General features: G+C 59.6%; 31 protein-coding genes. 22 read left to right on the forward strand and 9 right to left on the reverse strand.

Annotated elements, in window-relative coordinates; genetic code table 11:
• The first annotated feature begins 84 nt into the window (after positions 1-84).
• From KGA96_RS28255 to KGA96_RS28270, 4 genes are all read left to right on the forward strand, one after another.
• Complete coding sequence (locus KGA96_RS28255) at positions 85-702, forward strand: TPM domain-containing protein (protein ID WP_223466552.1); 618 nt, start codon at positions 85-87, stop codon at positions 700-702.
• Positions 703-833: 131 nt separating this feature from the next.
• Positions 834-1,136, forward strand: coding sequence for a helix-turn-helix domain-containing protein (locus tag KGA96_RS28260; protein WP_052960567.1), 303 nt, complete (start codon positions 834-836; stop codon positions 1,134-1,136).
• Positions 1,123-1,482 carry a putative holin gene (locus tag KGA96_RS28265; RefSeq protein ID WP_046041489.1) on the forward strand — a complete coding sequence of 120 codons (360 nt, stop codon included), beginning with the start codon at positions 1,123-1,125 and terminating at the stop codon, positions 1,480-1,482. Before KGA96_RS28260 ends, KGA96_RS28265 begins: the two co-directional genes overlap by 14 nt.
• Entirely contained in the window at positions 1,479-1,760 is a 282-nt protein-coding gene (locus KGA96_RS28270; protein WP_046041490.1) for a phage holin family protein, read from the forward strand. Before KGA96_RS28265 ends, KGA96_RS28270 begins: the two co-directional genes overlap by 4 nt.
• Before the next feature lie 16 nt (positions 1,761-1,776).
• Here the strand turns inward: KGA96_RS28270 and KGA96_RS28275 are convergent, their stop codons facing one another.
• Positions 1,777-2,205, reverse strand: coding sequence for a helix-turn-helix domain-containing protein (locus tag KGA96_RS28275; RefSeq protein WP_052960565.1), 429 nt, complete (start codon positions 2,203-2,205; stop codon positions 1,777-1,779).
• Positions 2,206-2,505: 300 nt separating this feature from the next.
• Between KGA96_RS28275 and KGA96_RS28280 the strand changes: the two genes are divergently transcribed.
• From KGA96_RS28280 to KGA96_RS28290, 3 genes are all read left to right on the forward strand, one after another.
• Positions 2,506-2,784, forward strand: coding sequence for an ogr/Delta-like zinc finger family protein (locus tag KGA96_RS28280; RefSeq protein ID WP_046041491.1), 279 nt, complete (start codon positions 2,506-2,508; stop codon positions 2,782-2,784).
• Positions 2,785-2,786: 2 nt separating this feature from the next.
• Positions 2,787-3,149, forward strand: a complete 363-nt coding sequence (locus KGA96_RS28285; RefSeq protein ID WP_046041493.1) for a hypothetical protein — start codon at positions 2,787-2,789, stop codon at positions 3,147-3,149.
• A gap of 132 nt (positions 3,150-3,281) precedes the next feature.
• Positions 3,282-4,508, forward strand: coding sequence for a class I SAM-dependent methyltransferase (locus KGA96_RS28290; protein WP_223515826.1), 1,227 nt, complete (start codon positions 3,282-3,284; stop codon positions 4,506-4,508).
• Here the strand turns inward: KGA96_RS28290 and KGA96_RS28295 are convergent.
• The gene (locus KGA96_RS28295) at positions 4,498-5,412 is read right to left on the reverse strand and encodes a DMT family transporter (protein ID WP_046041497.1); all 915 of its coding nucleotides are present in this window, start codon (positions 5,410-5,412) and stop codon (positions 4,498-4,500) included. The two genes, KGA96_RS28290 and KGA96_RS28295, sit on opposite strands and share 11 nt — an antisense overlap.
• 193 nt (positions 5,413-5,605) lie before the next feature.
• Between KGA96_RS28295 and KGA96_RS28300 the strand changes: the two genes are divergently transcribed.
• From KGA96_RS28300 to KGA96_RS28310, 3 genes are all read left to right on the forward strand, one after another.
• Positions 5,606-6,187 (forward strand): DJ-1/PfpI family protein, encoded by a 582-nt coding sequence (locus KGA96_RS28300; protein ID WP_046041499.1) that lies wholly within the window; start codon positions 5,606-5,608, stop codon positions 6,185-6,187.
• 14 nt (positions 6,188-6,201) lie between these two features.
• The gene (locus tag KGA96_RS28305; RefSeq protein WP_008051823.1) at positions 6,202-6,507 is read left to right on the forward strand and encodes a ribbon-helix-helix domain-containing protein; all 306 of its coding nucleotides are present in this window, start codon (positions 6,202-6,204) and stop codon (positions 6,505-6,507) included.
• Between the two features lie 164 nt (positions 6,508-6,671).
• Positions 6,672-7,016: a YegP family protein gene (locus tag KGA96_RS28310; protein WP_046041501.1), complete on the forward strand. Its 345-nt coding sequence runs from the start codon at positions 6,672-6,674 to the stop codon at positions 7,014-7,016.
• 156 nt (positions 7,017-7,172) lie between these two features.
• Here the strand turns inward: KGA96_RS28310 and KGA96_RS28315 are convergent, their stop codons facing one another.
• Together KGA96_RS28315 and KGA96_RS28320 are read right to left on the reverse strand one after the other, a co-directional pair.
• Positions 7,173-8,060, reverse strand: coding sequence for a dihydrodipicolinate synthase family protein (locus KGA96_RS28315; protein WP_223515829.1), 888 nt, complete (start codon positions 8,058-8,060; stop codon positions 7,173-7,175).
• A gap of 26 nt (positions 8,061-8,086) precedes the next feature.
• A complete protein-coding gene (locus KGA96_RS28320; RefSeq protein WP_046041505.1) occupies positions 8,087-8,869 on the reverse strand; it encodes an aldolase in 783 nt (260 codons plus the stop codon).
• A 159-nt stretch (positions 8,870-9,028) separates the two neighbouring features.
• Here KGA96_RS28320 and KGA96_RS28325 point away from each other — a divergent pair, with 159 nt between their 5' ends.
• A complete protein-coding gene (locus KGA96_RS28325) occupies positions 9,029-9,571 on the forward strand; it encodes a helix-turn-helix domain-containing protein (protein WP_046041506.1) in 543 nt (180 codons plus the stop codon).
• A gap of 167 nt (positions 9,572-9,738) precedes the next feature.
• Here KGA96_RS28325 and KGA96_RS28330 read toward each other — a convergent pair whose 3' ends face one another.
• Positions 9,739-10,758, reverse strand: coding sequence for a DUF4917 family protein (locus tag KGA96_RS28330; RefSeq protein ID WP_046041508.1), 1,020 nt, complete (start codon positions 10,756-10,758; stop codon positions 9,739-9,741).
• Positions 10,759-10,889: 131 nt separating this feature from the next.
• On the opposite strand from KGA96_RS28330, the gene KGA96_RS28335 reads away from it, so the two are divergent.
• The 4 genes from KGA96_RS28335 (at position 10,890) to KGA96_RS28350 (ending at position 15,559) form a co-directional block, all read left to right on the forward strand.
• The gene (locus KGA96_RS28335; protein ID WP_046041510.1) at positions 10,890-11,798 is read left to right on the forward strand and encodes a LysR family transcriptional regulator; all 909 of its coding nucleotides are present in this window, start codon (positions 10,890-10,892) and stop codon (positions 11,796-11,798) included.
• Positions 11,799-12,023: 225 nt separating this feature from the next.
• Positions 12,024-13,217 (forward strand): CaiB/BaiF CoA transferase family protein, encoded by a 1,194-nt coding sequence (locus tag KGA96_RS28340; RefSeq protein ID WP_046041512.1) that lies wholly within the window; start codon positions 12,024-12,026, stop codon positions 13,215-13,217.
• Positions 13,214-14,140, forward strand: coding sequence for a hydroxymethylglutaryl-CoA lyase (locus tag KGA96_RS28345; RefSeq protein WP_223515832.1), 927 nt, complete (start codon positions 13,214-13,216; stop codon positions 14,138-14,140). Before KGA96_RS28340 ends, KGA96_RS28345 begins: the two co-directional genes overlap by 4 nt.
• An 87-nt stretch (positions 14,141-14,227) precedes the next feature.
• The gene (locus tag KGA96_RS28350; RefSeq protein WP_046041516.1) at positions 14,228-15,559 is read left to right on the forward strand and encodes an MFS transporter; all 1,332 of its coding nucleotides are present in this window, start codon (positions 14,228-14,230) and stop codon (positions 15,557-15,559) included.
• Between the two features lie 78 nt (positions 15,560-15,637).
• Here the strand turns inward: KGA96_RS28350 and KGA96_RS28355 are convergent, their stop codons facing one another.
• Positions 15,638-16,126, reverse strand: a complete 489-nt coding sequence (locus KGA96_RS28355; protein WP_046041517.1) for a DMT family transporter — start codon at positions 16,124-16,126, stop codon at positions 15,638-15,640.
• 77 nt (positions 16,127-16,203) lie between these two features.
• Here KGA96_RS28355 and KGA96_RS28360 point away from each other — a divergent pair, with 77 nt between their 5' ends.
• Positions 16,204-17,112, forward strand: coding sequence for a LysR family transcriptional regulator (locus tag KGA96_RS28360; RefSeq protein WP_223515835.1), 909 nt, complete (start codon positions 16,204-16,206; stop codon positions 17,110-17,112).
• Between the two features lie 20 nt (positions 17,113-17,132).
• Here the strand turns inward: KGA96_RS28360 and KGA96_RS28365 are convergent, their stop codons facing one another.
• The gene (locus KGA96_RS28365; protein WP_080925325.1) at positions 17,133-17,417 is read right to left on the reverse strand and encodes a type II toxin-antitoxin system RelE/ParE family toxin; all 285 of its coding nucleotides are present in this window, start codon (positions 17,415-17,417) and stop codon (positions 17,133-17,135) included.
• Positions 17,407-17,646, reverse strand: a complete 240-nt coding sequence (locus KGA96_RS28370; RefSeq protein WP_046041519.1) for a CopG family ribbon-helix-helix protein — start codon at positions 17,644-17,646, stop codon at positions 17,407-17,409. The genes KGA96_RS28365 and KGA96_RS28370 overlap by 11 nt, the downstream gene beginning before the upstream one ends.
• Before the next feature lie 205 nt (positions 17,647-17,851).
• Here KGA96_RS28370 and fos point away from each other — a divergent pair, with 205 nt between their 5' ends.
• The 6 genes from fos (at position 17,852) to tam (ending at position 22,240) form a co-directional block, all read left to right on the forward strand.
• Positions 17,852-18,268, forward strand: coding sequence for a fosfomycin resistance glutathione transferase (fos, locus tag KGA96_RS28375; RefSeq protein WP_223466549.1), 417 nt, complete (start codon positions 17,852-17,854; stop codon positions 18,266-18,268).
• Between the two features lie 64 nt (positions 18,269-18,332).
• Complete coding sequence (locus KGA96_RS28380; protein ID WP_223515838.1) at positions 18,333-18,971, forward strand: LysE family translocator; 639 nt, start codon at positions 18,333-18,335, stop codon at positions 18,969-18,971.
• Between the two features lie 79 nt (positions 18,972-19,050).
• Positions 19,051-20,397, forward strand: a complete 1,347-nt coding sequence (locus tag KGA96_RS28385) for a bifunctional diguanylate cyclase/phosphodiesterase (protein ID WP_046041523.1) — start codon at positions 19,051-19,053, stop codon at positions 20,395-20,397.
• Between the two features lie 118 nt (positions 20,398-20,515).
• Complete coding sequence (locus KGA96_RS28390) at positions 20,516-20,674, forward strand: KGG domain-containing protein (protein WP_007982976.1); 159 nt, start codon at positions 20,516-20,518, stop codon at positions 20,672-20,674.
• A 72-nt stretch (positions 20,675-20,746) separates the two neighbouring features.
• The gene (locus KGA96_RS28395; protein WP_046041524.1) at positions 20,747-21,250 is read left to right on the forward strand and encodes a DUF4142 domain-containing protein; all 504 of its coding nucleotides are present in this window, start codon (positions 20,747-20,749) and stop codon (positions 21,248-21,250) included.
• A gap of 219 nt (positions 21,251-21,469) precedes the next feature.
• A complete protein-coding gene (gene tam / locus KGA96_RS28400) occupies positions 21,470-22,240 on the forward strand; it encodes a trans-aconitate 2-methyltransferase (RefSeq protein WP_223515840.1) in 771 nt (256 codons plus the stop codon).
• Between the two features lie 391 nt (positions 22,241-22,631).
• Here tam and KGA96_RS28405 read toward each other — a convergent pair whose 3' ends face one another.
• Positions 22,632-22,901 (reverse strand): short-chain dehydrogenase, encoded by a 270-nt coding sequence (locus tag KGA96_RS28405; RefSeq protein ID WP_223515843.1) that lies wholly within the window; start codon positions 22,899-22,901, stop codon positions 22,632-22,634.
• Positions 22,902-23,590 lie beyond the last annotated feature (689 nt).

Here is a 23,590-nt window from a genome sequence, read left to right on the forward strand (position 1 = left end):
GCTTCAGCGGCGGCGGGGGCAGTTTCGGCGGGGGCGGTTCGTCCGGCGGCTGGTGATAATAAAAACGAGCAGGCACTTCACGACATGGCATTACTGACTGAACACGAACAACGCAAGGTGGCCGAGGCCATTGCCCGAGTCGAGCGCGAGACCGACGCGGAACTGGTGACCGTACTCGCGGCCCGCGCCGACGACTATGCATATATCCCGTTGCTGTGGGCCAGCCTGCTGGCGCTGCTGGTACCGGGCATCGTGCATTACTTCACCGGTTGGCTGACCCTGCACAGCCTGCTGCTGGTGCAATGGGCCATCTTCATCGTGCTGTGTCTGGTGTTCCGCCTGCCGAAAGTCACCACCCATCTGATCCCGCGCTCGGTGCGCCACTGGCGCGCCTCGAACCTGGCGCGCCGGCAGTTCCTGGAGCAGAACCTGCACCACACCGAGGGCAGCACCGGCGTGCTGATTTTCGTTTCCGAGGCTGAGCGTTATGTGGAGATCCTGGTGGATGAAGGGATTTCCAGCCGGCTGGATAACAAGAGCTGGGACGCGATCGTCGCGACGTTCACCCAGCAGGTTAAACAGGGGCAGACGCTGCAGGGCTTTGTCAGTTGTGTCGAGGCCTGTGGAGAGTTGCTCAAGGTGCATGTGCCGGTGACCCATGTGCGCAATGAACTGCCGAATCGTCTGGTGGTGCTGGGTTAAGCCAGGGCTTCATCTGCTTTTGTAATGCGCCGCGACACAGTTCCGGAACGTTGTTCGCCGCGGAGCTTGTCTTCAACATCTCTCACATGATGCACGCCCTGCGATGGGCGTTCTATGTAGAGGGAGCTCTTATGAATACGCAACAATCGCTGGATACCTTGGTGGAGGATGCCCCCGGTAGCGCAATGTTCGCTCAGCCGGTGCAACTGACAACGAAAGAGACACAAGCCCTGGAGTGGTGCCTCAAAGGCAAAACGTCCTGGGAGATCGCCAGGATTCAGAGTTGCTCGGAATCCACCATCAACTTCCACTTCTCCAATATCCGCCGCAAGTTCGCCGTCAGATCTCGCAACGCTGCCGTGTTCAAGGCGCTGGAGTCGGGGGTCATCACTGTTGATCCATCGCAGTCGCGAGATACCCATGAGCCTGACTGATTCGACCTACAACAGTATCAGCGGGCTCATGGTGGGGTTGGGTATTGCGACGTTGCCGGTTATCGATGGAGAAGCCCTGTTCGGCGCGACGCTTGGTGCGTGGCTGGTCACGACCACTCGCGCCAACTTCAAGGCTTGGCAGCGCATCGGTTCCTGGTTGTTGTCGGCGGGTGTCGGTTACCTGTTTGCTCCGGTCGCCCAGCCACTGGCGCCTTTTCTGACCGCAGGTGTGACGGCTTTTCTGTGCGCGTTGCTGGTCATTCCCATCAGCATCAAGCTCATGCAGTGGATCGATGGCGCCGGCCTCGGTGACATCCTTCGTCATCTCCGAGGGCGAGGGCAATGACCTTTGAGATGGCAGTTCTGGTGTGGGTGACGGGGGTGGCTCACCTGATCAGTGCGTTCAGGCTGGCGTGTTACCGGCGCGACGAACAACGTTACAACTGGTGCGACAGGATATTGATCAGCTTGTGTGGCGCAGTGTTTTACCTTGCCGGCGTCGATGTATTGCTGGCATTCCTGCCGGTGAGCCCTTGGCATGCAGTGGTGAGTGTTTTTTCATGCGTAATGATTGTTCGCAGTAGTGGCAACATTATTGTTTTGTGGCATGCCTTCAAGCATTGAAACGTCGGACTTCAAGTCAGGTTTTGTTCGAGTGTCCAAGTGTTGCAAGTATGGCGGCCATCTCCGAAAGTTGTGTTTCAAGATCTCGCAGGCGTCGCTTTTCCTCCAATGCGCTTTGTATTGCGCAGCGGTCATCCTCATCAAGCAATCGCCACAGCGAAAGGATGGTGCTTTCCTGCGTTGTTGCAGTTTCCGCAACATTTGCAGGGGCGTTGAGATGCGTTTGCCGCAGCATCGGCCCCTCGCCCAGCAGCAACCAGTCAAGGGAGATGCCGCGAGTCTGTGCAATATCTACGCATAATGAGTATGGCGTGCTGTCGCGGCCTTTCCAGCTACTGAGTGTCTGCGGGCTGATCTGTAGCTCAGAAGACAGGGAAGCGTCAGTTTTTGTGCCCGTAATTTGCTTCAGACGGGCCAGGACAGCTTGTGATTTTTTGCTACGCAATTTGAGCCTCTTCCTTTTGACATATGCTTTTTGAGTGCTTAACGTATGCGTAATGAGTACTTTTTTTCTTGTAAGTAATCAATCATCAACTATGAATCAGAAGAATACGATGTCGAAACTTCCTAATGGTATCAGGGTGATTTCCTACGAGCTTGGCTCGTATCTATTACGTGTCCACCCGTTGCACTTCCTTTTGTCCGGAGGGCGTTATTTGCAGCACCTGTCATTCACGAATTGTGTTTCAAACAGTATTGCGTTTGATCAATTCGATTACCACCGGATGGCCCAAAGGAAGCATGTATGAGTACTTACAAGATGGTGTGCCCACACTGCTTGAGCCGGATGCGCATACGTACCAGCGAAGGACGGCATATTTTCCTGCGGGTGGCGTACCTGCAATGTACGTCGGAGGCCTGTGGCTGGTCGGTGCGGGCCGAGTTCGAAATGACCCATGAGCTTTCCCCCAGTGGCATGCCCAATCCGGCCGTGCACCTGCCGTGCGCCGGACCTGACTTGCGTCGCGCCGCGCGGCCTGTCGCCGAGATTGCTCCGGCGGCGCAAGCGCAACAGGAGTCTTGAGCATGAAGGAGGTTGATGAACAGGCCCATTTGAATGAGGAGCTGTTGACCATAGCGCAGGCGTTTCTGGCCCGTCATGAAGGCGAGGGTGTGATTGATGATCAAGTGCTGTTCTGCCGTGCGGTGAGGCATTTGCAGAGTCTGGATATGCCGATGCACCAGGCGGAGCGGCTGGTCAGCCACGCGTACGGATTACTCAAGTCCAGCAACGATCGCCGACGTCTGGATCTGTCTGCAAGTTCCGAAACTGTCGCCGTGGTCACTGATCCGGCCAACGGTCTGACGTGGGCAGTGCCGGTAGGGTTGATCGTCAAGTTCGTCATCAACTCGCCGACCAATCGCAAACTTCGACTGGTGGAGCCATGAGGTAGCGAAGGTTGGATTCAGGTCCCGATCGGCGGGAACGGGACCTGGTGTAAAATTACTCCGTGCCCAAAACCCTCGTCCCCCCTAAAATACCCGGCATCCCCAGATTCGTATTGCCGAGGCCGTTTTTCCATGTCCGTCACCGCCACTCCCGCCAGCCTCGCGCCGGATCATCACGCCCAGTTCATCGATTTGCTGCAATCCAGCCTCGAGCACAACGCGTTCATCAAACTGGTGCTGGCCAAGTACGTGGGCGATGAAACGGACCTGCAGCGGATCATCATCAAGCCGGTGACGGTCAAGGCGCAGCCTTGCCTGTCTTTTGTCTACCGCTACAAGACCCGCGATATCACCAAGAACCTGCCGTTGGTCGACGGTGTGGCGAACATTGCCGGGCTGCTGCCGGCGTCGTTCAAAAATGCGCATTTGTTGTCGCTGACCGACGAAGCCCAGCTCGAATACAGCAAAAAGGGCAAGTCATCGCTGTTCAAGAGCCAACCTCAGCAATTGCGCGAAGTGCCATCGGCCGAGCACAACCGTGAGAAAAACCGTTTTCTTGACCTGAGCCGGCCGTTTCTCGCCGACCTGGGTGTGACCAACAAACAACATGAACTGATCCCGGCGATGTCGCGCAAGTGGAAGCAGATCAACAAGTTCATCGAAGTGTTCAGCCATGCGCTGACGTCGTCACCCCTGGCGCTGGACAAGCCGGTGCGAGTGGCGGACTTCGGATCGGGCAAGGGCTACCTGACCTTCGCCATCCACGATTACCTGCGCAACACCTTGAAGGCCGAAGGCGAGGTGACCGGTGTCGAGCTGCGTGAAGACATGGTCACCCTGTGCAACACCGCCGCCGCCAGGCTTGAACACCCTGGCCTGGTGTTCAAGTGCGGTGACGTGCGCAGCGTGGCGCCGAGCGAGCTGGACGTGATGATCGCCCTGCATGCCTGCGATATCGCCACCGACTATGCGATCCACACCGGCATCCGTTCCGGTGCTTCGATCATCATGTGCTCGCCGTGCTGCCACAAACAGATCCGCCTGCAAATCCAGAGCCCGGCGCTGCTCAAGCCGATGCTGCAATACGGCTTGCACCTGGGCCAGCAGGCCGAGATGGTCACCGACAGTTTGCGCGCGTTGTTCCTTGAGGCTTGCGGCTACGAGACCAAAGTGTTCGAGTTCATCTCACTGGACCACACCAACAAGAACAAGATGATCCTGGCGGTCAAACGCGCCGAGCCGGTGGACCCGGCCCGGTTGCTGGCGAAGATTCAGGAGCTGAAGGATTTCTATCACATCAGCGAGCATTGCCTGGAAACCTTGCTGTGCGCTGACGGTTTCCTCGGTGCTAAGGCTTGAGCTGAACCCCTGTCGGTAACGTGCCCGGTTGTGCCGGGCGCACTGCTGTCTTGCGTCCCAGCATCACCGTCACGATCACCCCGCCAGCAAACAGCCAGGTAATCGGCTCCACATGTTCACCGAAGAACAGCGCGGAGAAGGCGATGGTGAAGAAGATCTGCAGCAACTGGATCTGACTGACCCGGGCAATCCCGCCCATGGCCAGCCCGGCGTACCAGGCGAAGAAGCCGATGAACTGCGAAAACAGCGAGACATAACCGAAGGCCCACCAGGTCTTGGCGGAAATCTCGCCCTGATGCTGCAGTGCCAGATACACCACCGGCCCGATCAACAGTGGCGTCGACAGCACCAGCGCCCAGCAGATCACCTGCCAGCCGCCCATCTCCCTGGCCAGTCGGCCTCCCTCGGCGTAGCCCAATCCGCCTACTGCAATGGCGCCAAGCATCAGCAAGTCACCGGCCTGAATGCTGCCGGCACCGCTGATCAGCGCATAACCGAGCACCAACGCGCTGCCCAATGCGGCGCAGGCCCAGAAGGCTTTCGAAGGTCGCTCATGGGACAACCATGCGGCGTACAGCGCTACGCACAGCGGCTGCAAGCCATTGACCAGCGCACCGTGGGACGCCGGCAAGGTTTGCATGGCCCAGGCCGACAACACCGGGAAACCGAGGATCACCCCGGCCATCACCAGCGTCAGGCCTTTGACCTGTTTCCAGGTCGGCCATTTTTCCCGGTGCCACAGCAACAGCAACGCCGCTGGAACCGCCGCAAACAGTGCCCGGCCCAAGCCGTTGAGCAGCGGGTGCAGTTCCTGCACGACGATCCGCGTGAAGGGCAGGGTTAGGCTGAAGATCACAACGCCGAGCAGGCCCAGGGCCATGCCGGTGTTTTCGCGCGAGGACATGATGTCAACCAGAATCGTGGGTGATGGGAGATGTCTTTATCTAGCCATAAACCCGGGGCTTTGGCGCTTACAGCTGGCTACAGAAGTATCCGTACAGTTTTCGCCACACGGTAGTAGCTGGTTATTACCCACACCTGCGGAATGGGACTACCTTGAATACTCCTGCAAGCCCACTTCCAGAGGAGTCTTCCCCATGGCTGCGAAAAAAATTCTGATGTTGGTCGGTGATTACGTCGAAGACTATGAAGTGATGGTGCCGTTCCAGGCGCTGTTGATGGTCGGCCACACGGTGCACGCCGTTTGCCCGGACAAGGCTGCCGGCCAGACCGTGCGCACGGCGATCCATGACTTTGAAGGCGACCAGACCTACAGTGAAAAACCCGGTCACCTGTTTGCCCTGAACTTCGATTTCGCCAAGGTCAACGCCGCCGATTATGACGCGGTGTTGATTCCGGGCGGACGTGCGCCGGAGTACCTGCGCCTGAACGAAAAAGTCCTGGAGTTGGTGCGCGCATTCGACAAGGCCGGCAAGCCGATCGCTGCCGTGTGCCATGGTGCGCAGTTGCTGGCGGCAGCGGGTGTTCTTGAAGGTCGCGAATGCAGCGCTTATCCGGCTTGCGCTCCGGAAGTGCGGCTGGCGGGCGGTACGTATATCGATATTCCGGTGACGGACGGTCATGTCCAGGGCAATCTGGCCACGGCTCCGGCCTGGCCTGCGCACCCGAACTGGCTGGCCGGTTTCCTGCGGTTGCTGGGTACCAAAATCACGCTGTGACGAGGGACAAGTCCATGTGCGAGCTGTACGTCAAAGCCGACCCGATACTCTACGAATCGCGCTCTCGCTCGCTGCGCATCTGCGGGGTGGTCACCACCCTGCGGCTGGAGAATCAGTTCTGGGACATCCTCAGCGAAATCGCCGAGGTCGATGGCATGACCACCAATCAGTTGATCGCCAAGCTGTATGAAGAGGTGATGGACTATCGCGGCGAGGTGGTCAATTTCGCTTCGTTCCTGCGGGTGAGTTGTACGCGCTATCTGAGCCAGCGACGGACGTCGGCGCCGGAGTTGTCGGTGGTGCGGGCGGTGGTGAAATAGCTGCGACCGCATTGCCTCTTTCACGAGCAAGCCCGCTCCCACAGGGATCACATTGAACCTGTGGGAGCGGGCTTGCCCGCGAAGGGGCCGGTACAGGCGACAGAAACACCAGGCTGGTCTTTACTGTGAAGCGCGCAACCTCTCAATCGCCAAGGAGAAACAGCATGTCCGGATGGTATGAAGTGAGCAAAAGCAGCAATGGCCAGTTCAGGTTTGTCCTCAAGGCGGCCAACGCCGAGACCATTCTGACCAGCGAGCTGTACACCACCCACGCCGCCGCCGACAAAGGCATCGCCTCGGTCCAGGCCAACAGCCAGCTGGATGAGCGTTACGAAACGAAAACCACCAAGGATGGCCATCCGTATTTCAACCTCAAGGCGGGCAACCACGAGATCATCGGCAGCAGCGAGGCTTATTCCTCGCCGGCGGCCATGGAAAAAGGCATTGCCAGTGTGAAGGCCAATGGCTCGTCCAAGGTGGTCAAGGACAAGACGTTGCCGGTGCTTTGAGTACAGCTTTCAAATCCAGCACAAATCCCTGTGGGAGCGAGCTTGCTCCGGGCTGCGTTCCGACGATGAGGCCATAACATTCAACATCCATGTTGTCTGATAGACCGCCATCGCGAGCAAGCTCGCTCCCACAGTGGTTTTATGTACGGCTGGAGATCAGCGCAGGGCCTTCAACAGATCTTGCAACTGAGCACAACCGGCCTCACCCAACGGGAACACCGGCAGCCGCGGATCCCCCGCCTCAAGGCCCGTCGCCCGCAAGCCCGCCTTGATCGTCGCCGGCAAGCCACCCTTGAGGATGAAATCCAGCAGCGGCAACTGGCGATAGAACAACTCGCGTGCCTTGCGCAAATCGTTGGACAGCACTGCTTCGTACAAATCCAGGTTGAGCTGCGGGATCAGGTTCGGCGCGGCGGTGCACCAGCCTTTTGCACCGGCGGCAAAGGCTTCCAGGGCCAGTGGGTTGCAGCCATTGTAGAACGGCACCTGGCCTTCGCCGAGGCGTTGCAGTTGGTGCATGCGCTGGATGTCGCCGGTGCTCTCCTTGACCATGGTCACGTTTTCCACGGCCTTTACGATGCGCAGGATCAGGTCCACCGACATGTCGGTGCCGCTGGTGGCCGGGTTGTTGTAGAGCATGATCGGCACGCCGATGCTGTCGCCGATGGCGCGGTAATGGGCAAGGATTTCCGCTTCGCTGAGTTTCCAGTAGGACGCTGGCAGCACCATCACCACGTCGGCGCCGTGGGCTTCGGCGAAACGCGCGCGACGCACCGCTTTAGCGGTGGTCAGGTCGGACACGCTGACGACGGTCGGCACGCGTTTGGCCACGTGCCTGATGCTGAATTCGCTGACCTGATCCCACTCCGCGTCGCTCAGGTAGGCACCTTCACCGGTGCTGCCCAGCGGTGCGATGGCGTGCACGCCGCCCTCGATCAGACGATCGATGGAGCGCCCGAGGGCGTCCAGGTCGATGCCTTCGCCATTGGCGGTAAAAGGCGTGATGGTGTAGCCGATGATGCCGTGAATGTTTGCGCTGGACATGGTGTCCCTCCGTTCAATCAATGGGTTCAGTTCAGGCAATCGGCGTGTTGCCGCAGGACCTGTCGGGTGTAGTAGTTGAAAGCGGCGGCGTGGCGTTTCGGCCGGGCAATCCAGTCATGGGCTTCGCGCCCCAGCTCGGGGATGATCGGCTTGATGGTCCCGGCGCTCATTGCCAGCAGTTGCAGCTTCGCGGCGCGTTCGATCAGTTGCGCGATGACACAGGCTTCCTCGATGCTGCTGCCGGTGGACAATTGGCCATGATGCGAAAGCAGGATCGCCCGTTTGTCGCCCAGTGCCCCGGCAATCAACTCGCCTTCTTCGTTACCCACCGGCACACCCGGCCAGCCTTCGAGAAACGCACAGTCGTCATAGAGCGGGCAGAGGTCCATGTGGGAAATCTGCAGCGGCACCTCCAGCATCGACAAGGCAGCAACGTGGGTCGGATGGGTGTGAATGATGCAGTTCACATCCGCTCGGGCGCGGTACACCCAACTGTGAAAACGATTGGCCGGGTTGGGCATGCCGTGGCCTTCGAGCACCTCCAGGTCTTCGTTGACCAGCAGCAGGTTGCCCGCGGTGATTTCGTCGAAACCCAGGCCCAGTTGCTGAGTGTAGTAAGTGCCGGGTTGCGGACCACGGGCGGTGATTTGCCCGGCAAGGCCGGAATCGTGGCCGTGCTCGAACAGGACGCGGCAGGTCAGGGCCAGCTTTTGTCGGGCGGTCCACGTATTATCCGCCAGGGTATTTTGCATTTGGCTCAGCGCGTGCTTGACCAGTTGCTCTTTGGGCAGTGCTAATGTCTTGGCCATATCGGTGTCCTTTGGGTGATTCAATGGACGTCGGGTTTGCCGCTCACCGGTTCCTCGCAAAGTCGTCGGTGAGCGTAAATGACACTAAAGAGGCTATATGACACCTTGTGTCATTGGCAAGGACAAATCGTTGCCTCCTTGATGGATTAATCGCTCTGCATGTCTATCCGTTTGAAATTACTAAGAAAAAAACTTGGCGTGACCTTGGAAGCCTTGGCCGAAAAATCCGGCATGACCAAGAGTTACCTGTCGAAAGTCGAACGCGGGTTGAACACGCCATCGATTGCGGCGGCGTTGAAACTGGCCAAGGCGCTGAATGTGAAGGTCGAAGAGTTGTTCTCTGAAGACAACGTCAGCCTCGACAGCTACAGCCTGGTGCGCAGCCACGAGCGGCAACCTTTGGGGGCCAGTGATAACAATCCCGGTTACGCAGTGCTGGCCCATCAGGTCAGTTCACGCAGCCTGCTGCCGTTCATCATTTACCCGCCGGCAGAATTCACCGACAAGACCTTCAAGGAGCATCTGGGCGAGGAGTTTTTATTCGTCCACGAAGGGCGGGTGGAAGTGGACTTCATGAACGAACGCGTGCTGCTCGATCGTGGCGATGCGTTGCATTTCAATGCGCAAAAGCCGCACCGGATTCGTTCGGTGGGCGAGGTGCAGGCGCAGTTGCTGGTGGTGGTGCATAGCACCGAAGAATGAGCTTGCCTGGTCTTTGTGGCGAGGGAGCTTGTCGGATCGCCGCACCGTCCCGTTCGGCTGCGCAGCAGACGTAAAACCTGCCAAGCATTTTTCATGGAAAAAATGCAGGGGGCCGCTTCGCAGCCCAGCGGGAGCAAGCTCCCTCGCCACTGGGCTCTTCGTTTGCCTCAAACCTCGACCGGAACCGTGAGCTTCGTGCCACCCAGCGCATGGCTCTTCGAATCAAAAAACCGCAACTCCACACCCGTCCCCTCAAACACATTCGCGTAATGCCGTTTCTGGTGCTGGATGAATGCCTTGCTGCGCGGGTAAATCGAGATCGCCAGTACCTGCGGTTTCGCCAGGCGCAGGGCATGGATGATGTGGCTGTCCTGTTCCCCCAGCGCCTGGCCGAAGATGCACAGCGCCTGGCCGTGACCAAGTAATTGCTCGTAGCAGAACGACAGATAGTCCGAACTGCGGATGGTCTTGAGCTTGTCCGCGCTCGGCCCTTCGTTGACGAACAGCGGCACGTCGTCGAGGGTCTTGATCGTGTTGTTGATGGCGAAATTGCCCAGCAAGGTGCCCTCGGTCGACATCAGCTTGCGCGCCGTACCGTCCTGGTTGCGCACCAGATGCAGACCGCCGTGCAGGTACAGCAAACGGGTTTTATCGGTGGCCGTGTCGCTCAGGTCGAAACCGGGCTCGGCGCCCTGGAACAGATCGGTGATTGCCTCAGGCTGGTGTTGCACCGCCCAGTAGTTGAGCAAGTCGTAGTTGGTGGTGAACACCGTGCGGTAACTGGCCAGTTCCTGATTGATGGCTGCCAGCGTCGAAGGCACCACTAGCCGCCACGGGATATGCACCGCATGCACGGTGTTGATCAGCGCTTCCTTGATCGCGTAGTAGCGATTGCGCGGGGCGGCGGAGCTGACAGCCAGGGCCTTGTTGACCCGGCTGGTGGTTTTCAAGGCGCTCAGTACCTGCTCGAAACTACGGGTCTGCATCGCATCGAACACGCTCAGCTCGGATTGGCTCAGGGGTTTTTCTTCAACGGTGCGGGCGTTTTCGAACAGTGACTCGTAGCCGAAATCGTCCCATACCGCGCGACTGGCCCCGTTGCCTACCAGCAAACCACTGAACGAAGTGGTGCTGCGCAAGGCGTTCCAGTCTTCAAGTTGAGCATCGACATCCTGGAAATCGGTCATTGCGGTCTTCGTCTCACGGCAAAAGGTCTGTGGGCGGCGACTTTATCACGACCGGTGCCCGGACCACGGCACGACGCGGGCGAAGAACGCTATGCTGCGACTTCGCCTGAGCCGACTTCGCCGAGTACCCGATGCTGCAAAAAAGCCTGATCCGCCGTCTCGACCTGATCACCCTGCAACTGTTCGTCGCCGTGCATGAAGAGGGCACGCTGACCCGAGCCGCCTCGCGCGAAGCGATTGCAGTTTCGGCGGCGAGCAAGCGCTTGATGGAGCTGGAGGAGGCGCTGGGCATCAGCCTGTTCGTGCGCCAGGCCAAGGGCATGTCCCTGACGCCGGCCGGTGAGACCCTGCTGCACCATGCGCGGCAGATGTTGTTCAACGTCGAGAAAATGGGGCTTGAACTGGGGGAGCACAGCCACGGTGTGCGCGGTTATGTGCGGATGCTCGCCAATCTGTCGGCGATCATTCAGTTTTTGCCCGAGGACCTGCGGGATTTTTCCGAGCGTCACCCACAGGTCAAGACCGACCTCGAAGAACGCCCCAGCGCCGGGGTGATTCAGGGCGTGCTCGACGGGGTGGCCGACCTCGGGATCTGTTCCATTGACAGTGACATCAAGGGCCTGCACAGCGTGCTGTATCGCCAGGACAAACTGGTGGTGCTGATGCCGCCGCATCATCCATTGGCGAGCCGGTCGAGCGTGGCGTTCGCCGATACGCTCGACAGTGATTACGTTGGATTGCATGCCGCCAGTTCGATCAACATGCGCACCCACGCGGCGGCGCGCCAGGCCGGCAAGGTGCTGCGGGTTCGTATTCATGTGCCGGGGTTCGATGCGATGTGTCGGATGATCCAGGCCAACATGGGCATCGGCATCCTTCCGCAGCGCGCCTTTGAATTGTTTGGCCGGGCGCTGGGGTTGCACGCGGTGCCGTTGACGGACGAATGGTCTGATCGGGCGCTGATTCTGGTGGTGCGTGATGAGGCGTTGCTGTCGCCGGTAAGCCGGATGTTGTTTGAGCATTTGCGGGGGCCAGCCTGATAGTTCTCGGCTGAATGGGCGGGCCTCATCGCGAGCAAGCTCGCTCCCACATTGGAATGCGTTCCCCTGTGGGAGCGAGCCTGCTCGCGAAGGCGGCCCCGAGGCTACGACAATCTTCCAGAGCGTTCGCATTTCGCGAACGCTCGTTGCCAACTGAAGGTTGGATTCCCGAGCCCCCTGTCCTCTAGCCTTGGCTCATATTCCAAGAACAAGAGGTACCCCGCGATGACTGCCCCCTTGAGTGCGATCAAAGTGATCGAGATCGGCACGCTGATCGCCGCGCCGTTTGCGGCGCGCATGCTGGCCGAGTTCGGCGCCGAAGTGATCAAGATCGAAGCCTTGGGCCAAGGCGATCCCCTGCGCAAATGGCGCAAGCTGCACGAAGGCACTTCGTTGTGGTGGTACCTGCAATCGCGCAACAAGAAGTCCCTGGCGCTGAACCTCAAATCCCCCGAAGGCATCGAACTGGTCAAGCAACTGGCGACCAGCGCCGACGTGCTGATCGAAAACCTGCGCCCCGGCGCCCTGGAGAAACTCGGCCTCGGTTGGGACGTGTTGCACGCGCTCAATCCCAACCTGACGCTGGTGCGGATTTCCGGTTACGGCCAGACCGGTCCGTACCGCGATCGTCCGGGGTTCGGTGCTATTGGCGAGGCCATGGGCGGGATTCGCTACACCACCGGCACCCCCGGTTCGCCGCCGGCGCGGGTCGGCGTCAGCCTTGGCGATTCCCTGGCATCGCTGCACGCGGTGATCGGTGCGCTGATGTCATTGTTGCGGGTCAAGACCGGGCAGGGTGGCGGGCAGATCGTCGATGTGTCCCTGGCCGAAAGCGTGTTCAATGTCATGGAAAGCCTGGTGCCGGAATACGACATGCTGGGCCATGTGCGCGAACGCAGCGGCGGTGCCTTGCCGGGGATTGCGCCGTCCAATACCTATCTGACGGCCGACGGCGCCTACGTGGTGATCGCCGGCAACAGCGATCCGATCTACAAGCGCCTGATGCAAACCATCGGCCGCGCCGATCTGGCCGAGGCGGCGGAATTCGCCCACAACGACGGGCGTGCAGCCAAGAGCAATCTGCTCGACGCCGCCATCACCCACTGGACCAGCAGCCTGCCGATCGATGAGGTACTGGCCGCCCTGGAAGCCGCCGAAGTCCCGGCCGGGCGCATCTACTCGGTGGCCGACATCGTCGCCGATCCGCACTATCAGGCGCGGGACATGCTGCTCAATGCCGAGCTGCCCGGTGGCGCCACGGTGAAGATGCCGGGCATCGTGCCGAAACTCTCCGAGACGCCCGGCGGCGTGAACTGGTCCGGCCCTGGTTTGGGCCAGCACACCGACGGCATCCTCGCGCAATTGGGCCTGACCCCAATGGACATCGAACGCCTGAAAGTCGAAGGAGTGGTGCAATGATCACCGATTATTCCGACAGCCTGATCGTGCAGGAAGTGTCCCCGCGCGACGGTCTGCAAATCGAGCCGACCTGGGTTGAAACCGACGACAAGATTGCCCTGATCGATCAACTGTCGCAGGCCGGATTCAGCCGCATCGAAGCCGGTTCGTTCGTGTCGCCCAAGGCCATTCCGGCGCTGCGCGATGGCGAACTGGTGTTCAAGGGCATCGCCCGGCAACCGGGGGTGATCTACGTCGCGCTGATCCCCAACCTCAAAGGCGCGCAACGGGCGCTGGCGTGCCGTGCCGATGAGCTGAACCTGGTGATATCCGCCAGCCAGACCCACAACCTGGCGAACATGCGCATGCGCTGTGAAGATTCATTGGCTGCGTTCGGCGAGATTGTGCAGTTCGTTGGCGACAGTCCTGTGCGACTCAACGGCAGCATCGCCACCACCTTCGGCTGTCCATTCGAAGGCAAGATCGATGAGGACCGGGTACTGCACATCGTCGATGCCTATCAGGAACTCGGCATTCAGGGCGTCACCCTGGCCGATACCACGGGCATGGCCAATCCGCGTCAGGTCGACCGGCTGGTGCGCCGGGTGCTGCAGCGGGTGTCCCCGACGGACCTGACCCTGCATTTTCACAACACCCGCGGCCTTGGCCTTTGCAACGTGCTGGCCGCCTACGAGGCCGGCGCCCGACGCTTCGACGCGGCTCTCGGCGGCCTCGGCGGCTGCCCGTTTGCGCCGGGGGCGTCGGGAAACATCTGCACCGAGGATCTGGTGAACCTGTGCAACGAAGTCGGCATTCATACCGGTATCGATCTGCCGCTGCTGTTGAAACTGTCCCGAGGACTGCCGGCGCTGCTCGGTCATGAAGTGCCCGGACAACTGGCCAAGGCCGGGCGCAATTGTGATTTGCACCCGACACCCTCCTGACCAAGCCCGCTCCCACAATAAAAAAGCACCTCAACCAGACAACAAAAACAATCGGACACCCAAGGGAAGTCCGCCTGGAGAAACGCAATGACCCTAAATGCACTGGAGGCCGGCGCGAGCCCGGCCGTTAGCCACGACGAAGAAAAAGCCCTGGTCAGCAAAGTCGCCTGGCGTCTGATGCCGCTGATCATGGTCTGCTACCTGTTCGCGTTTTTCGACCGCATCAACATCAGCTTCGCCAAGTTTCAGCTGCAGACCGACCTGAGCCTGAGCGACACCGCTTACGGCCTGGGTGCCGGGTTGTTCGTGGTCGGTTATGTGATTTTCGAAGTGCCCAGCAACATGATGCTGTACAAGGTCGGCGCCCGGCGCTGGATCGCCCGGATCATGATGTCCTGGGGCTTGGCCACGGCGGCCATGGTGTTCGTCAACAGCGAATGGCAGTTCTATGTGCTGCGCTTCGTGATCGGCGCGATGGAGGCGGGGTTTGCCCCGGGCGTGCTGTATTACCTGACCCTGTGGTTTCCGCAGCACTATCGCGGGCGCATTACCTCGATGCTGTTCCTGTCGTCGGCGTTCGCCGGCCTGGTGGGCGCGCCGTTCTCCGGCCTGGTGTTGCAACACCTCGATGGCGTGCTGCAAATGCGTGGCTGGCACTGGCTGTTCCTGCTCGGTGGCGTGCCCTGTATCGGCCTCGGTTTGCTGGTGCTGACCCTGCTCAAGGATCGCATCGAAGATGCCCATTGGCTGACGTCATCGGAGAAGACCCTGCTGGCCAGCCGCATCGCTCAGCATGAGCCGCACAAGAGTGGCGGTTCGCTGCTCGCCGCACTCAAGATTCCGGGTTTCCTGACCTTGGGCCTGATCTATTTCCTGATTCAGGTGGCGTCCTACGGCCTGAATTTCTGGGCGCCGCAACTGATCCGCAGCGCTGGCACCGAAAGTCCGGTGATGATCGGCTTGCTGACGGCCATCCCATATATCTGTGGTGCCATCAGCATGGTGGTGATCGGACGCCTGTCCGATGCTACTGGCGAGCGACGCAAGTTTGTCGCCGGTCTGGTGGCAGTCGGCGCGGTCGGGTTCTTCTGCGCCGGGATCTTCGCCAACCACACGACCTTCCTGATTGTCGCGTTGGGCCTGCTCGGTGCCGGGATCATCGCCTCCATCCCGAGCTTCTGGACCCTGCCGCCGAAACTGCTGGCCGGTGCCGGCGCGGGTGCTGCCGGCGGGATTGCGGTGATCAACACCCTGGGCCAGTTCGGTGGCATCGTCAGTCCGGTGATGGTCGGCCGGATCAAGGACCTGACCGGCAGCACCACACCGGCGCTGTATGTCATTGGTGTCTGTGCGCTGATTGCGGTGGCGCTGTTGCTGTGGGGGTTGCCGCAGAAGTTGCGCACACTCGATAAGTTTTAAAAGATCGCAGCCTTCGGCAGCGCCTGCTCGGACCACGCATCCCCGTAGGAGCTGCCGGCGGCTGCGATCTTTTGATCTTCAAGAAGTCGCTGTCATCGCTTTTTGCGCAGTGTCACTGAACTGAATCAACACCACCCCGGCCATCAACAGCACCACCCCAACCACCTTGGGCAAGGTGACCTGACGCTCCACCAATCCAAACCAGCCGTAGTGATCCAGCAACAACGACGCCACCACTTGCCCCGCCAGCGCCAATGCCATGAACCCCGCGGCACCCAGCTTGGGCAGCAGCACCAATGCCAGGGAAATGAAGATCACCCCAAAAGCGCCACCGGCCCACATCCAAAGCGGCGCCTTGCTGATGAATGCCAGTGACGGCAACGGCAAGCGCATCGCAACGATGATTGGCAACAGCACGATAACGCTCACCAGCAACGAGGCGAGCGTCGCCCACAACGGATGGCCCAACCCGCGCCCGAGGTTGACGTTGATCGCACTCTGAAACGGCACCACTGCCCCGGCGATCATCGCCAGCCCTATCAGACCGGCCCAATGCAACGTACTCATGATCGATCTCCAACAGGTTTTGCTGGACTCTAGGGTATTCGTCGCGCAGATTTAAATTCCGTTTTGTAATCCAGAACATGCAGCAGATGAATGATCTACGACGCATCGACCTCAACTTGCTGGTGATCCTCGACGCCTTGCTCAGCGAGCAACACGTGACCCGGGCGGCCGAGCGTCTGCACTTGAGCCAGCCGGCGGTCAGCCATGCGCTGGCGCGATTGCGTGACCTGCTCGGCGATCCGCTGCTGGTGCGCGCCGGTGCCGGCCTTGTATCGACTGCGCGAGCATTGGAACTGGTGGCACCGCTGGCCGAAGCCCTGGCCCAGGTGCAAGCGCTGCTGGCGCCGAACGCCTTCGATCCCGCGACCACCCGGCGTACCTTCCGCCTGGCGATGTCCGACTACGGCGCTGCCATTGTCTTGCCGGGACTGATCCGAACCTTGCGCCGCGAAGCGCCGGGCATCGACCTGCAAATCAGCCATGGCAGCCGCGAAAGCATGCTCGAAGGCGTGCTCAACGGTGACATTGACGTCGCCGCCGGTGTATTCCCGGAAATGCCCAACGAATTGCGCAGCACCCCGCTGTTCGAAGAGCACTACGCCTGCCTGGTGGACCGCAACAGCCTGCCTGCCGAGGGTGTCCTCGACCTGCCCACCTATCTGGCACGCCCCCACGTCCTGTTGGAAATGCGCGGCAGCGGCACCCCGGAGATCGAGCGTGCACTGACCGCCTTGCGCGAACGCCGGCGTGTCGCCATCAGCCTGCCGCACTGGAGCGTCGCCCCGCAGCTCATCAGCGGCACCGACCTGATCCTCACCGTCGCGTCGCGCGGCTTACGCGATACCGATGAGTCCTCGTTGGTCGTCGTGCCGCCGCCGTTTCATATTCCGTCGTTCACCTTTGTGCTGGCGTGGCATAAGCGGCGCGGTGGGGATCAGGCGTTGAACTGGTTGAATCGCAGGATTGAGGAGGGGATCGAACGCTAGAAGCTTTTCTAAAATGGCCTTTACCAACTGGAAGGTGGCAGGCGACGTGTATGAAAAATTCGTAGTACCTGAAGCCGACCTTGGCGAACCCGGTAGGGAATCAAATAGGGGCGATCAGGCATGACCCATTCCCGGGTGCCGGGTAAGCGTCCCTCACGACCCGTCGCTGGAAATCGGGCAAGGTGATCAACACTGGCGAGAATCGCCTGGACAAAATCTGCTGCAGCTTTTGGATTTTCGATGGCGATGTACGCGGCTTCGTCATCCAGATTCTTTAACGCCGTACGCAACCACTCAACGCGCATTCGCCGTCCACTTGTCGGCCATTGCGTTCACTTCGTCTTGTGTCGCGAAGTCACCTTCATCGGCTTCTTTCAAGGCTTTCTGAATTTCCTCGATTTGCCACGCTTCACGGGCCAGGTATTCACGCAGGGCATCCACCGCCAGAAATGATTTGCTGCGGCCCGTTGCTTTGGAAAGACTCGCGAGAGTATCGGCTATTTCGTCTGGTATGCGCAGGGACATAACTGACATGGTGATCTCGATGTAGTGGTTTGTAATACAACATACTACAGTGTCATGCAGGGGGGGAGGCCAGCCCCGTTTGTCAGTCGTAACAAATGTTCTTGCGGTAGTGCTGAATCCTTCCGTCTGCCGTGTGCGGATTTGGACGTTTTTCGTTGCCAATCTCATAGGTGAAACCTGCGTTGCACCTGAAAACCTCAAAGGTCTTAACCCCATGCTCACAGGCCTCAACCACCTGACCTTCGCCGTCACCGACCTGAACCGCAGCGTGGCGTTCTACCAGAGTCTCCTGCAAATGCGCCTCGAAGCCACTTGGGATACCGGCGCCTACCTGTCGCTGCCGAGGTTGTGGTTGTGCCTCTCCCTCGACCCGCTACGCCATCCCGAGCCCGCCGCCGACTACACCCATTACGCTTTCAGTCTCGATGCGGCGGATTTTCCGCGTTTCGTCGAGCGCCTGCGATCCGTCCAGGTTCACGAATGGCGCGACAACTGCAGCGAGGGCGCATCGTTCTACTTCCTCGACCCGGATGGCCACAAGCTGGAAGCCCATGTTGGTGACCTGGCGTCGCGCCTTTCGGCCTGCCGGCAGCGGCCGTATGCGGGGATGAAGTTCTTCGACAATCTGTAAGTCGATGTTGCGGAGCCTGATATAGACTGGTGGCCATTCACCATGCCGTTCATGAGGACTTCCCATGACCCCATCGTTGCTAATGGCCGTGCTTGCCTCGGGTTTTATCTACGGCATCACCCCGGGGCCGGGTGTGCTGGCGGTGTTCGGCATTGGCGCGGCCCATGGACGACGGGCCGGGGCGGGGTTTCTGTGCGGGCATTTGCTCGGCGATGTGGTGTGGTGTAGCACGGCGCTGATCGCGATTGTCGGTGCGCGGGAGATCGGCAGTACCGCGTTCGACGTGCTCGGTGTGCTCAGCGGCCTGTACCTGTTCTGGCTCGGCTGGCGTGCGATGCGCGCCCGACGCAGCAGCGTTGATGCGCCGCAGGGCCCGGCGCGGGAACCGTTCTGGCACGGCATTCTGTTTGGCTTGACCAATCCCAAGGCCTATCCGGTGGCGGTGGCGACGTTCACGGCGTTGCTGTCGAGCCGTGCGGAACTGCTCAACTGGTCGATGCTGCCGGCGCTGATCGCCCTGAGTTTCGTTGGCGGTTTGCTCGCCTACGCTATTCTCATTGGCATTGTCGGTGCGCGGCGGGTGCGCAGCTTGTACCAGCGTCATGAACTGGCCATCACCCGGTTGTGCGGGGTGATGTTCATCGGTTTCGCCATCAACGCACTGGTACATGCGTTGCCGGGGCTGATGCCGAACAAGGCTTGAACGTGATAACAAGGATGCAAGACTGACAGGGCAGGGATGGTTGATGAGCGCTGCATTATCGGGACACCCACGCTGAACCATGGAAAACCGGAATTCCGCGCCGCTGGCGAGCTATATCGATCTGTTGCTGGACGCCGTCTGTGCGGTGGATAAGCAGGGGCGCTTCGTTTTTGTCAGCGCGGCGTGCGAGCGCATTTTCGGCTACAGCGCCGATGAGATGATCGGCGAAACGATGATCGACATGGTGCATCCGGGCGACCGCCAGCGCACCCTTGACGCCGCCCGGGAAATCATGGGCGGCGAACCCAAGCTCAACTTCGAAAACCGCTACCTGCGCAAGGATGGCCGCGTGGTGCACATCCTCTGGTCGGCGCGTTGGTCCGAGGACGATCAGTTGCGCATCGCGGTGGCCCGCGACATCACCGAACGCAAGCAGGCCGAATCGCGGCAGGCAGCGTTGTATGCGATTTCCGAAGCGGCCCATGCGGCAGAGGATCTGCTGGCGTTGTTCAAGCGCATCCACATGATCATCGGCGAATGGCTGCCGGCTCTGAATTTTTCCGTGGCGCTGTACGACGAGCACTGCGCGCAGCTGAATTTCCCTTATCACGTCGATGACCACGAGCCACGGCCCGAACAGCCCGGAACCATGACCGGGCGCTTGTGCACCGAGGTGATCCGTACGGGGCAGCCGATCCTGTTGACCCCGGACCAGTGCACACCTCCTGCCGGCTTCGAAGCGCTGTTGACCGAGCAGAACGCTCCGTGTTGGCTGGGTGTGCCGCTGAACTCGCAAAACGGCACCATCGGCGCGTTGATCGTCAAAAGCATACCGGGCGGCGAGCGCTACACCGAGCAAGACAAGGAACTGCTGCAATACGTCTGCGCCCAGGTCGCGACCGCCATCGAGCGCAAGCAACTGCATGCCCGCCTGCAATACATGGCCCAGTACGACCAACTGACCCAGTTACCCAACCGTGAACTGCTGCGCGACCGGCTCAAGGCATCACTGCAAGTGGCCCGGGAGGACCGCGGGCGCATGGCGCTGTTGTACGTCGACCTCGACCGTTTCAAGCACGTCAACGACACCCATGGCCACGCGGTCGGCGACATGCTGCTGCAGGCGGTGGCCAACCGGCTCAAGGGCTGCGTACGGGAAACCGACACCGTGGCCCGCATCGGCGGCGATGAGTTCGTGGTGTTGCTGCACAGCATTCGCGCCGCGGACGATACCGACATCGTGGTCGAGAAAATCCGCCAGGTCCTGGTCCAGCCCCTGCGCCTGGACGGGCACAGCGTGAACATCCAGCCAAGTATCGGCGTCGCCCGATACCCCGATCACGGCACCGAAGAGAAGCAATTGTTCCGGCATGCCGACGAGGCGATGTACTGCGCCAAACGCGAGCATCACCTGCGACTGGTCTGAAATCCAGGGCACCGTTCGTCGTGGCATCCACGTAATTTTCTAAACCTTTTGGGACGCGCAAATTCAGATTCTATGCGGGCCACAGCTCGCCGCGACTACCACCAAGAGGAAGAGAATCATGCCTAATTCAAGAAACTCGAACTCGGGGAACTTTGCCAACGATCGAACGAAGGCCTCTGAAGCCGGTCGCAAGGGTGGGAAAACCACCACTACGACCGTCGATAAAGACCCGGCGAAACCCGACATGGGTCGCAAGGGCGGTCAGAAATCCCGCTAAAGGATGCAGGTGGTTTTGATTGAGAGGCGGGGGCGAAAGCTCCCGTTTGAATTTGAAGAGGAGGGCGCGACCATGAACCGGATGGCCACCCGATTATGTAATACCAGTCTTGCCACGTTACTGGGCCTGTTTGCCAGCAGCGTCTTTGCCCAGTCGACTGCCGAATTCATCGACGAGGCCTCGGCAAAAGGTATTGCCGATATTGAAGCAAGTCGCCTGGCGCACCAGAAAGCCGAGTCCAAAGAGGTCAAGGACTACACCATTATCGTCATCAACGACCGCACCACGGCGAACCAGCATCTGGCGAAAATCGCCAGGCAACTGGATTTGCCTGTTGCCCCGCGCGAAGAAATTGTCGAAAAGGCCAAAGCCCTGATGCCACAAGTCATGGATGGGGCGACCTATGACGAGGCCTATACAGCCAGTCAGGTGAAGACCACGCAGGAAGCCATCGATCAGCTGCAGCAGGAAGCGCAGACCACCGACGTGCCGCAAATCAAGGCGTTCGCCGAAGAAACCCTGCCCAAATTGCAAAATCATCTGCAAATGGCCAAGGCGTTGCAGGCCAAAAGTTGAGTGCAAGGTTTGAACATGAACGGCGCGGGGCTTCGGTCACGCGCCGTTTTTCTGTTCAGCACTGATCCGGATGTGGCTTGGGGTTGTGCGTTGGTTTTTCATCAATCGGCGGGAAAGTGAAAATTCGAAATGACCGAAAAGGTGATCCTCTGAAACCTTTAGCGGTGCTCGCCGCGGTATCGTAGCGTCCCGAGGACAACGCACCGACAGGAGAACGCAATGAGTTGGTCCGCCAAACAGTACGTCGCTTTTGAAGATGAACGCACCCGTCCCGCCCGTGACCTGCTGGCAGCCATCCCCGCCGGGGACGTGCGCTCGGCTGTCGATATCGGTTGTGGCCCCGGTAACTCCACCGAGTTGCTGGTGGAGCGTTTTGCCAACGCAACGGTGCGTGGGCTGGACAGTTCGACCGACATGATCGAGGCCGCACGCAAACGCCTGCCTCAAGTGCAGTTCGATGTTGCGGACATCGACACCTGGAATGACAGTGGCCCGTTCGATGTGATTTTCGCCAACGCGGTGTTGCAGTGGCTGCCCGATCACGCCACGTTGCTACCGTCGCTGGTGAGCAAACTGGCGCCGGGTGGCAGCCTGGCCGTCCAGATGCCTGACAACCTGAACGAACACTCACACCGCTTGATGCGTGAAGTCGCCGCTGATGGTCCATGGGTCAGCAAACTGGCAGGTGCCGCCGGGCAGAGGACCGAAATGGCCGATGCCAGTGGTTACTATTCGATATTGAAAGCCTGTTGCACCCGCGTCGATGTGTGGCGCACCACTTACCATCATCCGCTCGCGGGCGGTGCGTCTGGCGTGGTGGAGTGGTTCAAGGGCAGTGGCTTGCGGCCGTTTCTCGATCCGCTGGACGAGTCGGAACGGGCGCAGTATCTGAAGCAATATCAGACTGCTATCGAGCGGGCGTATCCGGCCTTGGCCGATGGTTCGGTGCTGTTGCCATTCCCGCGACTGTTTATCGTCGCGACCCGCTGATGGAAAAAAGGGACAGTTGATGAGCGTCAACTGTCCCTTTTTACCGTTTGGAAAAATCACTGTGGCTTGTTCTTTTTTGAGCGTCGGGCGCTCAAGTACTCAAAGGTAAACGAGGCAAAGCCGAACAACCCGATCAATGAAATGATCATGATTCCCAACTCTGAATTGTGCATGTTGATCTCGAGGCGAAGGATGAGCCGGGAGAATAAGGGAACTGTTGCCGGGCTCAACGCAGCTCTACGGCTTCTTTACTCGCTTGCGGTGATCTATACGCAAAAGATATGAGCGTCTGGGTGGCGACGAGTAATTGCAACCTGTGGCGAGGGAGCTTGCTCCCTCGCCACTATCGACCACGCTATCTCTTAACTGGCCACGTTTGGCCGATGTGACGTCAGGACGGTTCTGCGTCCATTCGGCGAGCGATCACATCCAGTACATCGCATCCGTCGCGCAACGGCACGCAGCACAGTAATGCGAAGTCGCTGAGTACAACTGAGTCAGAGGTCAGGTCGCCGCGCATTGCGAGGTTTTCAAGAAGCTGCGTCACGGCGCGAATTCTGTAGCTGGCGGTGCTGAGCAGGGAGTGCAGGGGTTGAGTGGTGTTGACGAAGAGGGAGGGGAGGTCGTCGGCGTTGCTGGTTAAAGCCATATATTCATTCATGAGAAATCACCATGATGGAGGAGGACCTACCACTCAATTGTCGCCAAACAATAGGGTGGTAGCTGTACGCGGGTTGGCGAACCGGGCCATGGTAAAACCGGCAGACCCTAAGGTCTCCCACGCACAGCTACCAAAAAACAGGCAGCCAACTGCGTTCAAAAGCTCTCCGAGAAACTCTCGGAGGCTTCTGTACCACGGCATCGAGTCGCCAAACCCGATACGCCATTTGGGCGCGCTCGGACTATAGGTCTCATGACAAAGGCACAGCAATGCGCAAGTGTACGGACATTTCCCAATGTCGTGTAGGACGTTGCTTTTTATGAGGAATGGTCGAGGGTTTCGTCCATTCGATGGGCAACTACGAATGCTGGCTCACTGCTTAGCGTACGGTGGCTCTGACTTTTTTTGCTGCGGATTTCGTTTCATCAATGAAGTGCACGCGAGGTAACTCACCCATTCGAGCGATCACTCGTTCAGGGGGATTTAGTAGTGCCTCCTGATTTGAGGTTGATGCAAAACGTGCCATTGAGTGTGTGCGAGCAATAGTGATTTCGGGGGGCTGTGTAGTGGTCAACTAATTCCAGACACCTCGGTAGGTGATTTCGACGCCATCGCCCGCTCGTAAACGGTTGGTGGCAGATATCCCAGTTTCGAGTGCAGCCGCTCGTTGTTGTAAAACCCAACGATGT

The organism is Pseudomonas sp. GL-R-26 (genome assembly GCF_019947365.1).
In the GTDB taxonomy this organism is placed as follows: domain Bacteria; phylum Pseudomonadota; class Gammaproteobacteria; order Pseudomonadales; family Pseudomonadaceae; genus Aquipseudomonas.

What these genes read in the sequence shown, in the direction of transcription:
- KGA96_RS28255 (WP_223466552.1), top strand. Translation starts at nt 85, where the DNA reads ATGGCATTACTGACTGAACACGAACAACGCAAGGTGGCCGAGGCCATT.
- KGA96_RS28260 (WP_052960567.1), top strand. Translation starts at nt 834, where the DNA reads ATGAATACGCAACAATCGCTGGATACCTTGGTGGAGGATGCCCCCGGT.
- KGA96_RS28265 (WP_046041489.1), top strand. Translation starts at nt 1,123, where the DNA reads ATGAGCCTGACTGATTCGACCTACAACAGTATCAGCGGGCTCATGGTG.
- KGA96_RS28270 (WP_046041490.1), top strand. Translation starts at nt 1,479, where the DNA reads ATGACCTTTGAGATGGCAGTTCTGGTGTGGGTGACGGGGGTGGCTCAC.
- KGA96_RS28280 (WP_046041491.1), top strand. Translation starts at nt 2,506, where the DNA reads ATGAGTACTTACAAGATGGTGTGCCCACACTGCTTGAGCCGGATGCGC.
- KGA96_RS28285 (WP_046041493.1), top strand. Translation starts at nt 2,787, where the DNA reads ATGAAGGAGGTTGATGAACAGGCCCATTTGAATGAGGAGCTGTTGACC.
- KGA96_RS28290 (WP_223515826.1), top strand. Translation starts at nt 3,282, where the DNA reads ATGTCCGTCACCGCCACTCCCGCCAGCCTCGCGCCGGATCATCACGCC.
- KGA96_RS28295 (WP_046041497.1), bottom strand. Translation starts at nt 5,412, where the DNA reads ATGTCCTCGCGCGAAAACACCGGCATGGCCCTGGGCCTGCTCGGCGTT.
- KGA96_RS28300 (WP_046041499.1), top strand. Translation starts at nt 5,606, where the DNA reads ATGGCTGCGAAAAAAATTCTGATGTTGGTCGGTGATTACGTCGAAGAC.
- KGA96_RS28305 (WP_008051823.1), top strand. Translation starts at nt 6,202, where the DNA reads ATGTGCGAGCTGTACGTCAAAGCCGACCCGATACTCTACGAATCGCGC.
- KGA96_RS28310 (WP_046041501.1), top strand. Translation starts at nt 6,672, where the DNA reads ATGTCCGGATGGTATGAAGTGAGCAAAAGCAGCAATGGCCAGTTCAGG.
- KGA96_RS28315 (WP_223515829.1), bottom strand. Translation starts at nt 8,060, where the DNA reads ATGTCCAGCGCAAACATTCACGGCATCATCGGCTACACCATCACGCCT.
- KGA96_RS28320 (WP_046041505.1), bottom strand. Translation starts at nt 8,869, where the DNA reads ATGGCCAAGACATTAGCACTGCCCAAAGAGCAACTGGTCAAGCACGCG.
- KGA96_RS28325 (WP_046041506.1), top strand. Translation starts at nt 9,029, where the DNA reads ATGTCTATCCGTTTGAAATTACTAAGAAAAAAACTTGGCGTGACCTTG.
- KGA96_RS28330 (WP_046041508.1), bottom strand. Translation starts at nt 10,758, where the DNA reads ATGACCGATTTCCAGGATGTCGATGCTCAACTTGAAGACTGGAACGCC.
- KGA96_RS28335 (WP_046041510.1), top strand. Translation starts at nt 10,890, where the DNA reads ATGCTGCAAAAAAGCCTGATCCGCCGTCTCGACCTGATCACCCTGCAA.
- KGA96_RS28340 (WP_046041512.1), top strand. Translation starts at nt 12,024, where the DNA reads ATGACTGCCCCCTTGAGTGCGATCAAAGTGATCGAGATCGGCACGCTG.
- KGA96_RS28345 (WP_223515832.1), top strand. Translation starts at nt 13,214, where the DNA reads ATGATCACCGATTATTCCGACAGCCTGATCGTGCAGGAAGTGTCCCCG.
- KGA96_RS28350 (WP_046041516.1), top strand. Translation starts at nt 14,228, where the DNA reads ATGACCCTAAATGCACTGGAGGCCGGCGCGAGCCCGGCCGTTAGCCAC.
- KGA96_RS28355 (WP_046041517.1), bottom strand. Translation starts at nt 16,126, where the DNA reads ATGAGTACGTTGCATTGGGCCGGTCTGATAGGGCTGGCGATGATCGCC.
- KGA96_RS28360 (WP_223515835.1), top strand. Translation starts at nt 16,204, where the DNA reads ATGCAGCAGATGAATGATCTACGACGCATCGACCTCAACTTGCTGGTG.
- KGA96_RS28365 (WP_080925325.1), bottom strand. Translation starts at nt 17,417, where the DNA reads ATGCGCGTTGAGTGGTTGCGTACGGCGTTAAAGAATCTGGATGACGAA.
- KGA96_RS28370 (WP_046041519.1), bottom strand. Translation starts at nt 17,646, where the DNA reads ATGTCAGTTATGTCCCTGCGCATACCAGACGAAATAGCCGATACTCTC.
- fos (WP_223466549.1), top strand. Translation starts at nt 17,852, where the DNA reads ATGCTCACAGGCCTCAACCACCTGACCTTCGCCGTCACCGACCTGAAC.
- KGA96_RS28380 (WP_223515838.1), top strand. Translation starts at nt 18,333, where the DNA reads ATGACCCCATCGTTGCTAATGGCCGTGCTTGCCTCGGGTTTTATCTAC.
- KGA96_RS28385 (WP_046041523.1), top strand. Translation starts at nt 19,051, where the DNA reads ATGGAAAACCGGAATTCCGCGCCGCTGGCGAGCTATATCGATCTGTTG.
- KGA96_RS28390 (WP_007982976.1), top strand. Translation starts at nt 20,516, where the DNA reads ATGCCTAATTCAAGAAACTCGAACTCGGGGAACTTTGCCAACGATCGA.
- KGA96_RS28395 (WP_046041524.1), top strand. Translation starts at nt 20,747, where the DNA reads ATGAACCGGATGGCCACCCGATTATGTAATACCAGTCTTGCCACGTTA.
- tam (WP_223515840.1), top strand. Translation starts at nt 21,470, where the DNA reads ATGAGTTGGTCCGCCAAACAGTACGTCGCTTTTGAAGATGAACGCACC.
- KGA96_RS28405 (WP_223515843.1), bottom strand. Translation starts at nt 22,901, where the DNA reads ATGAATGAATATATGGCTTTAACCAGCAACGCCGACGACCTCCCCTCC.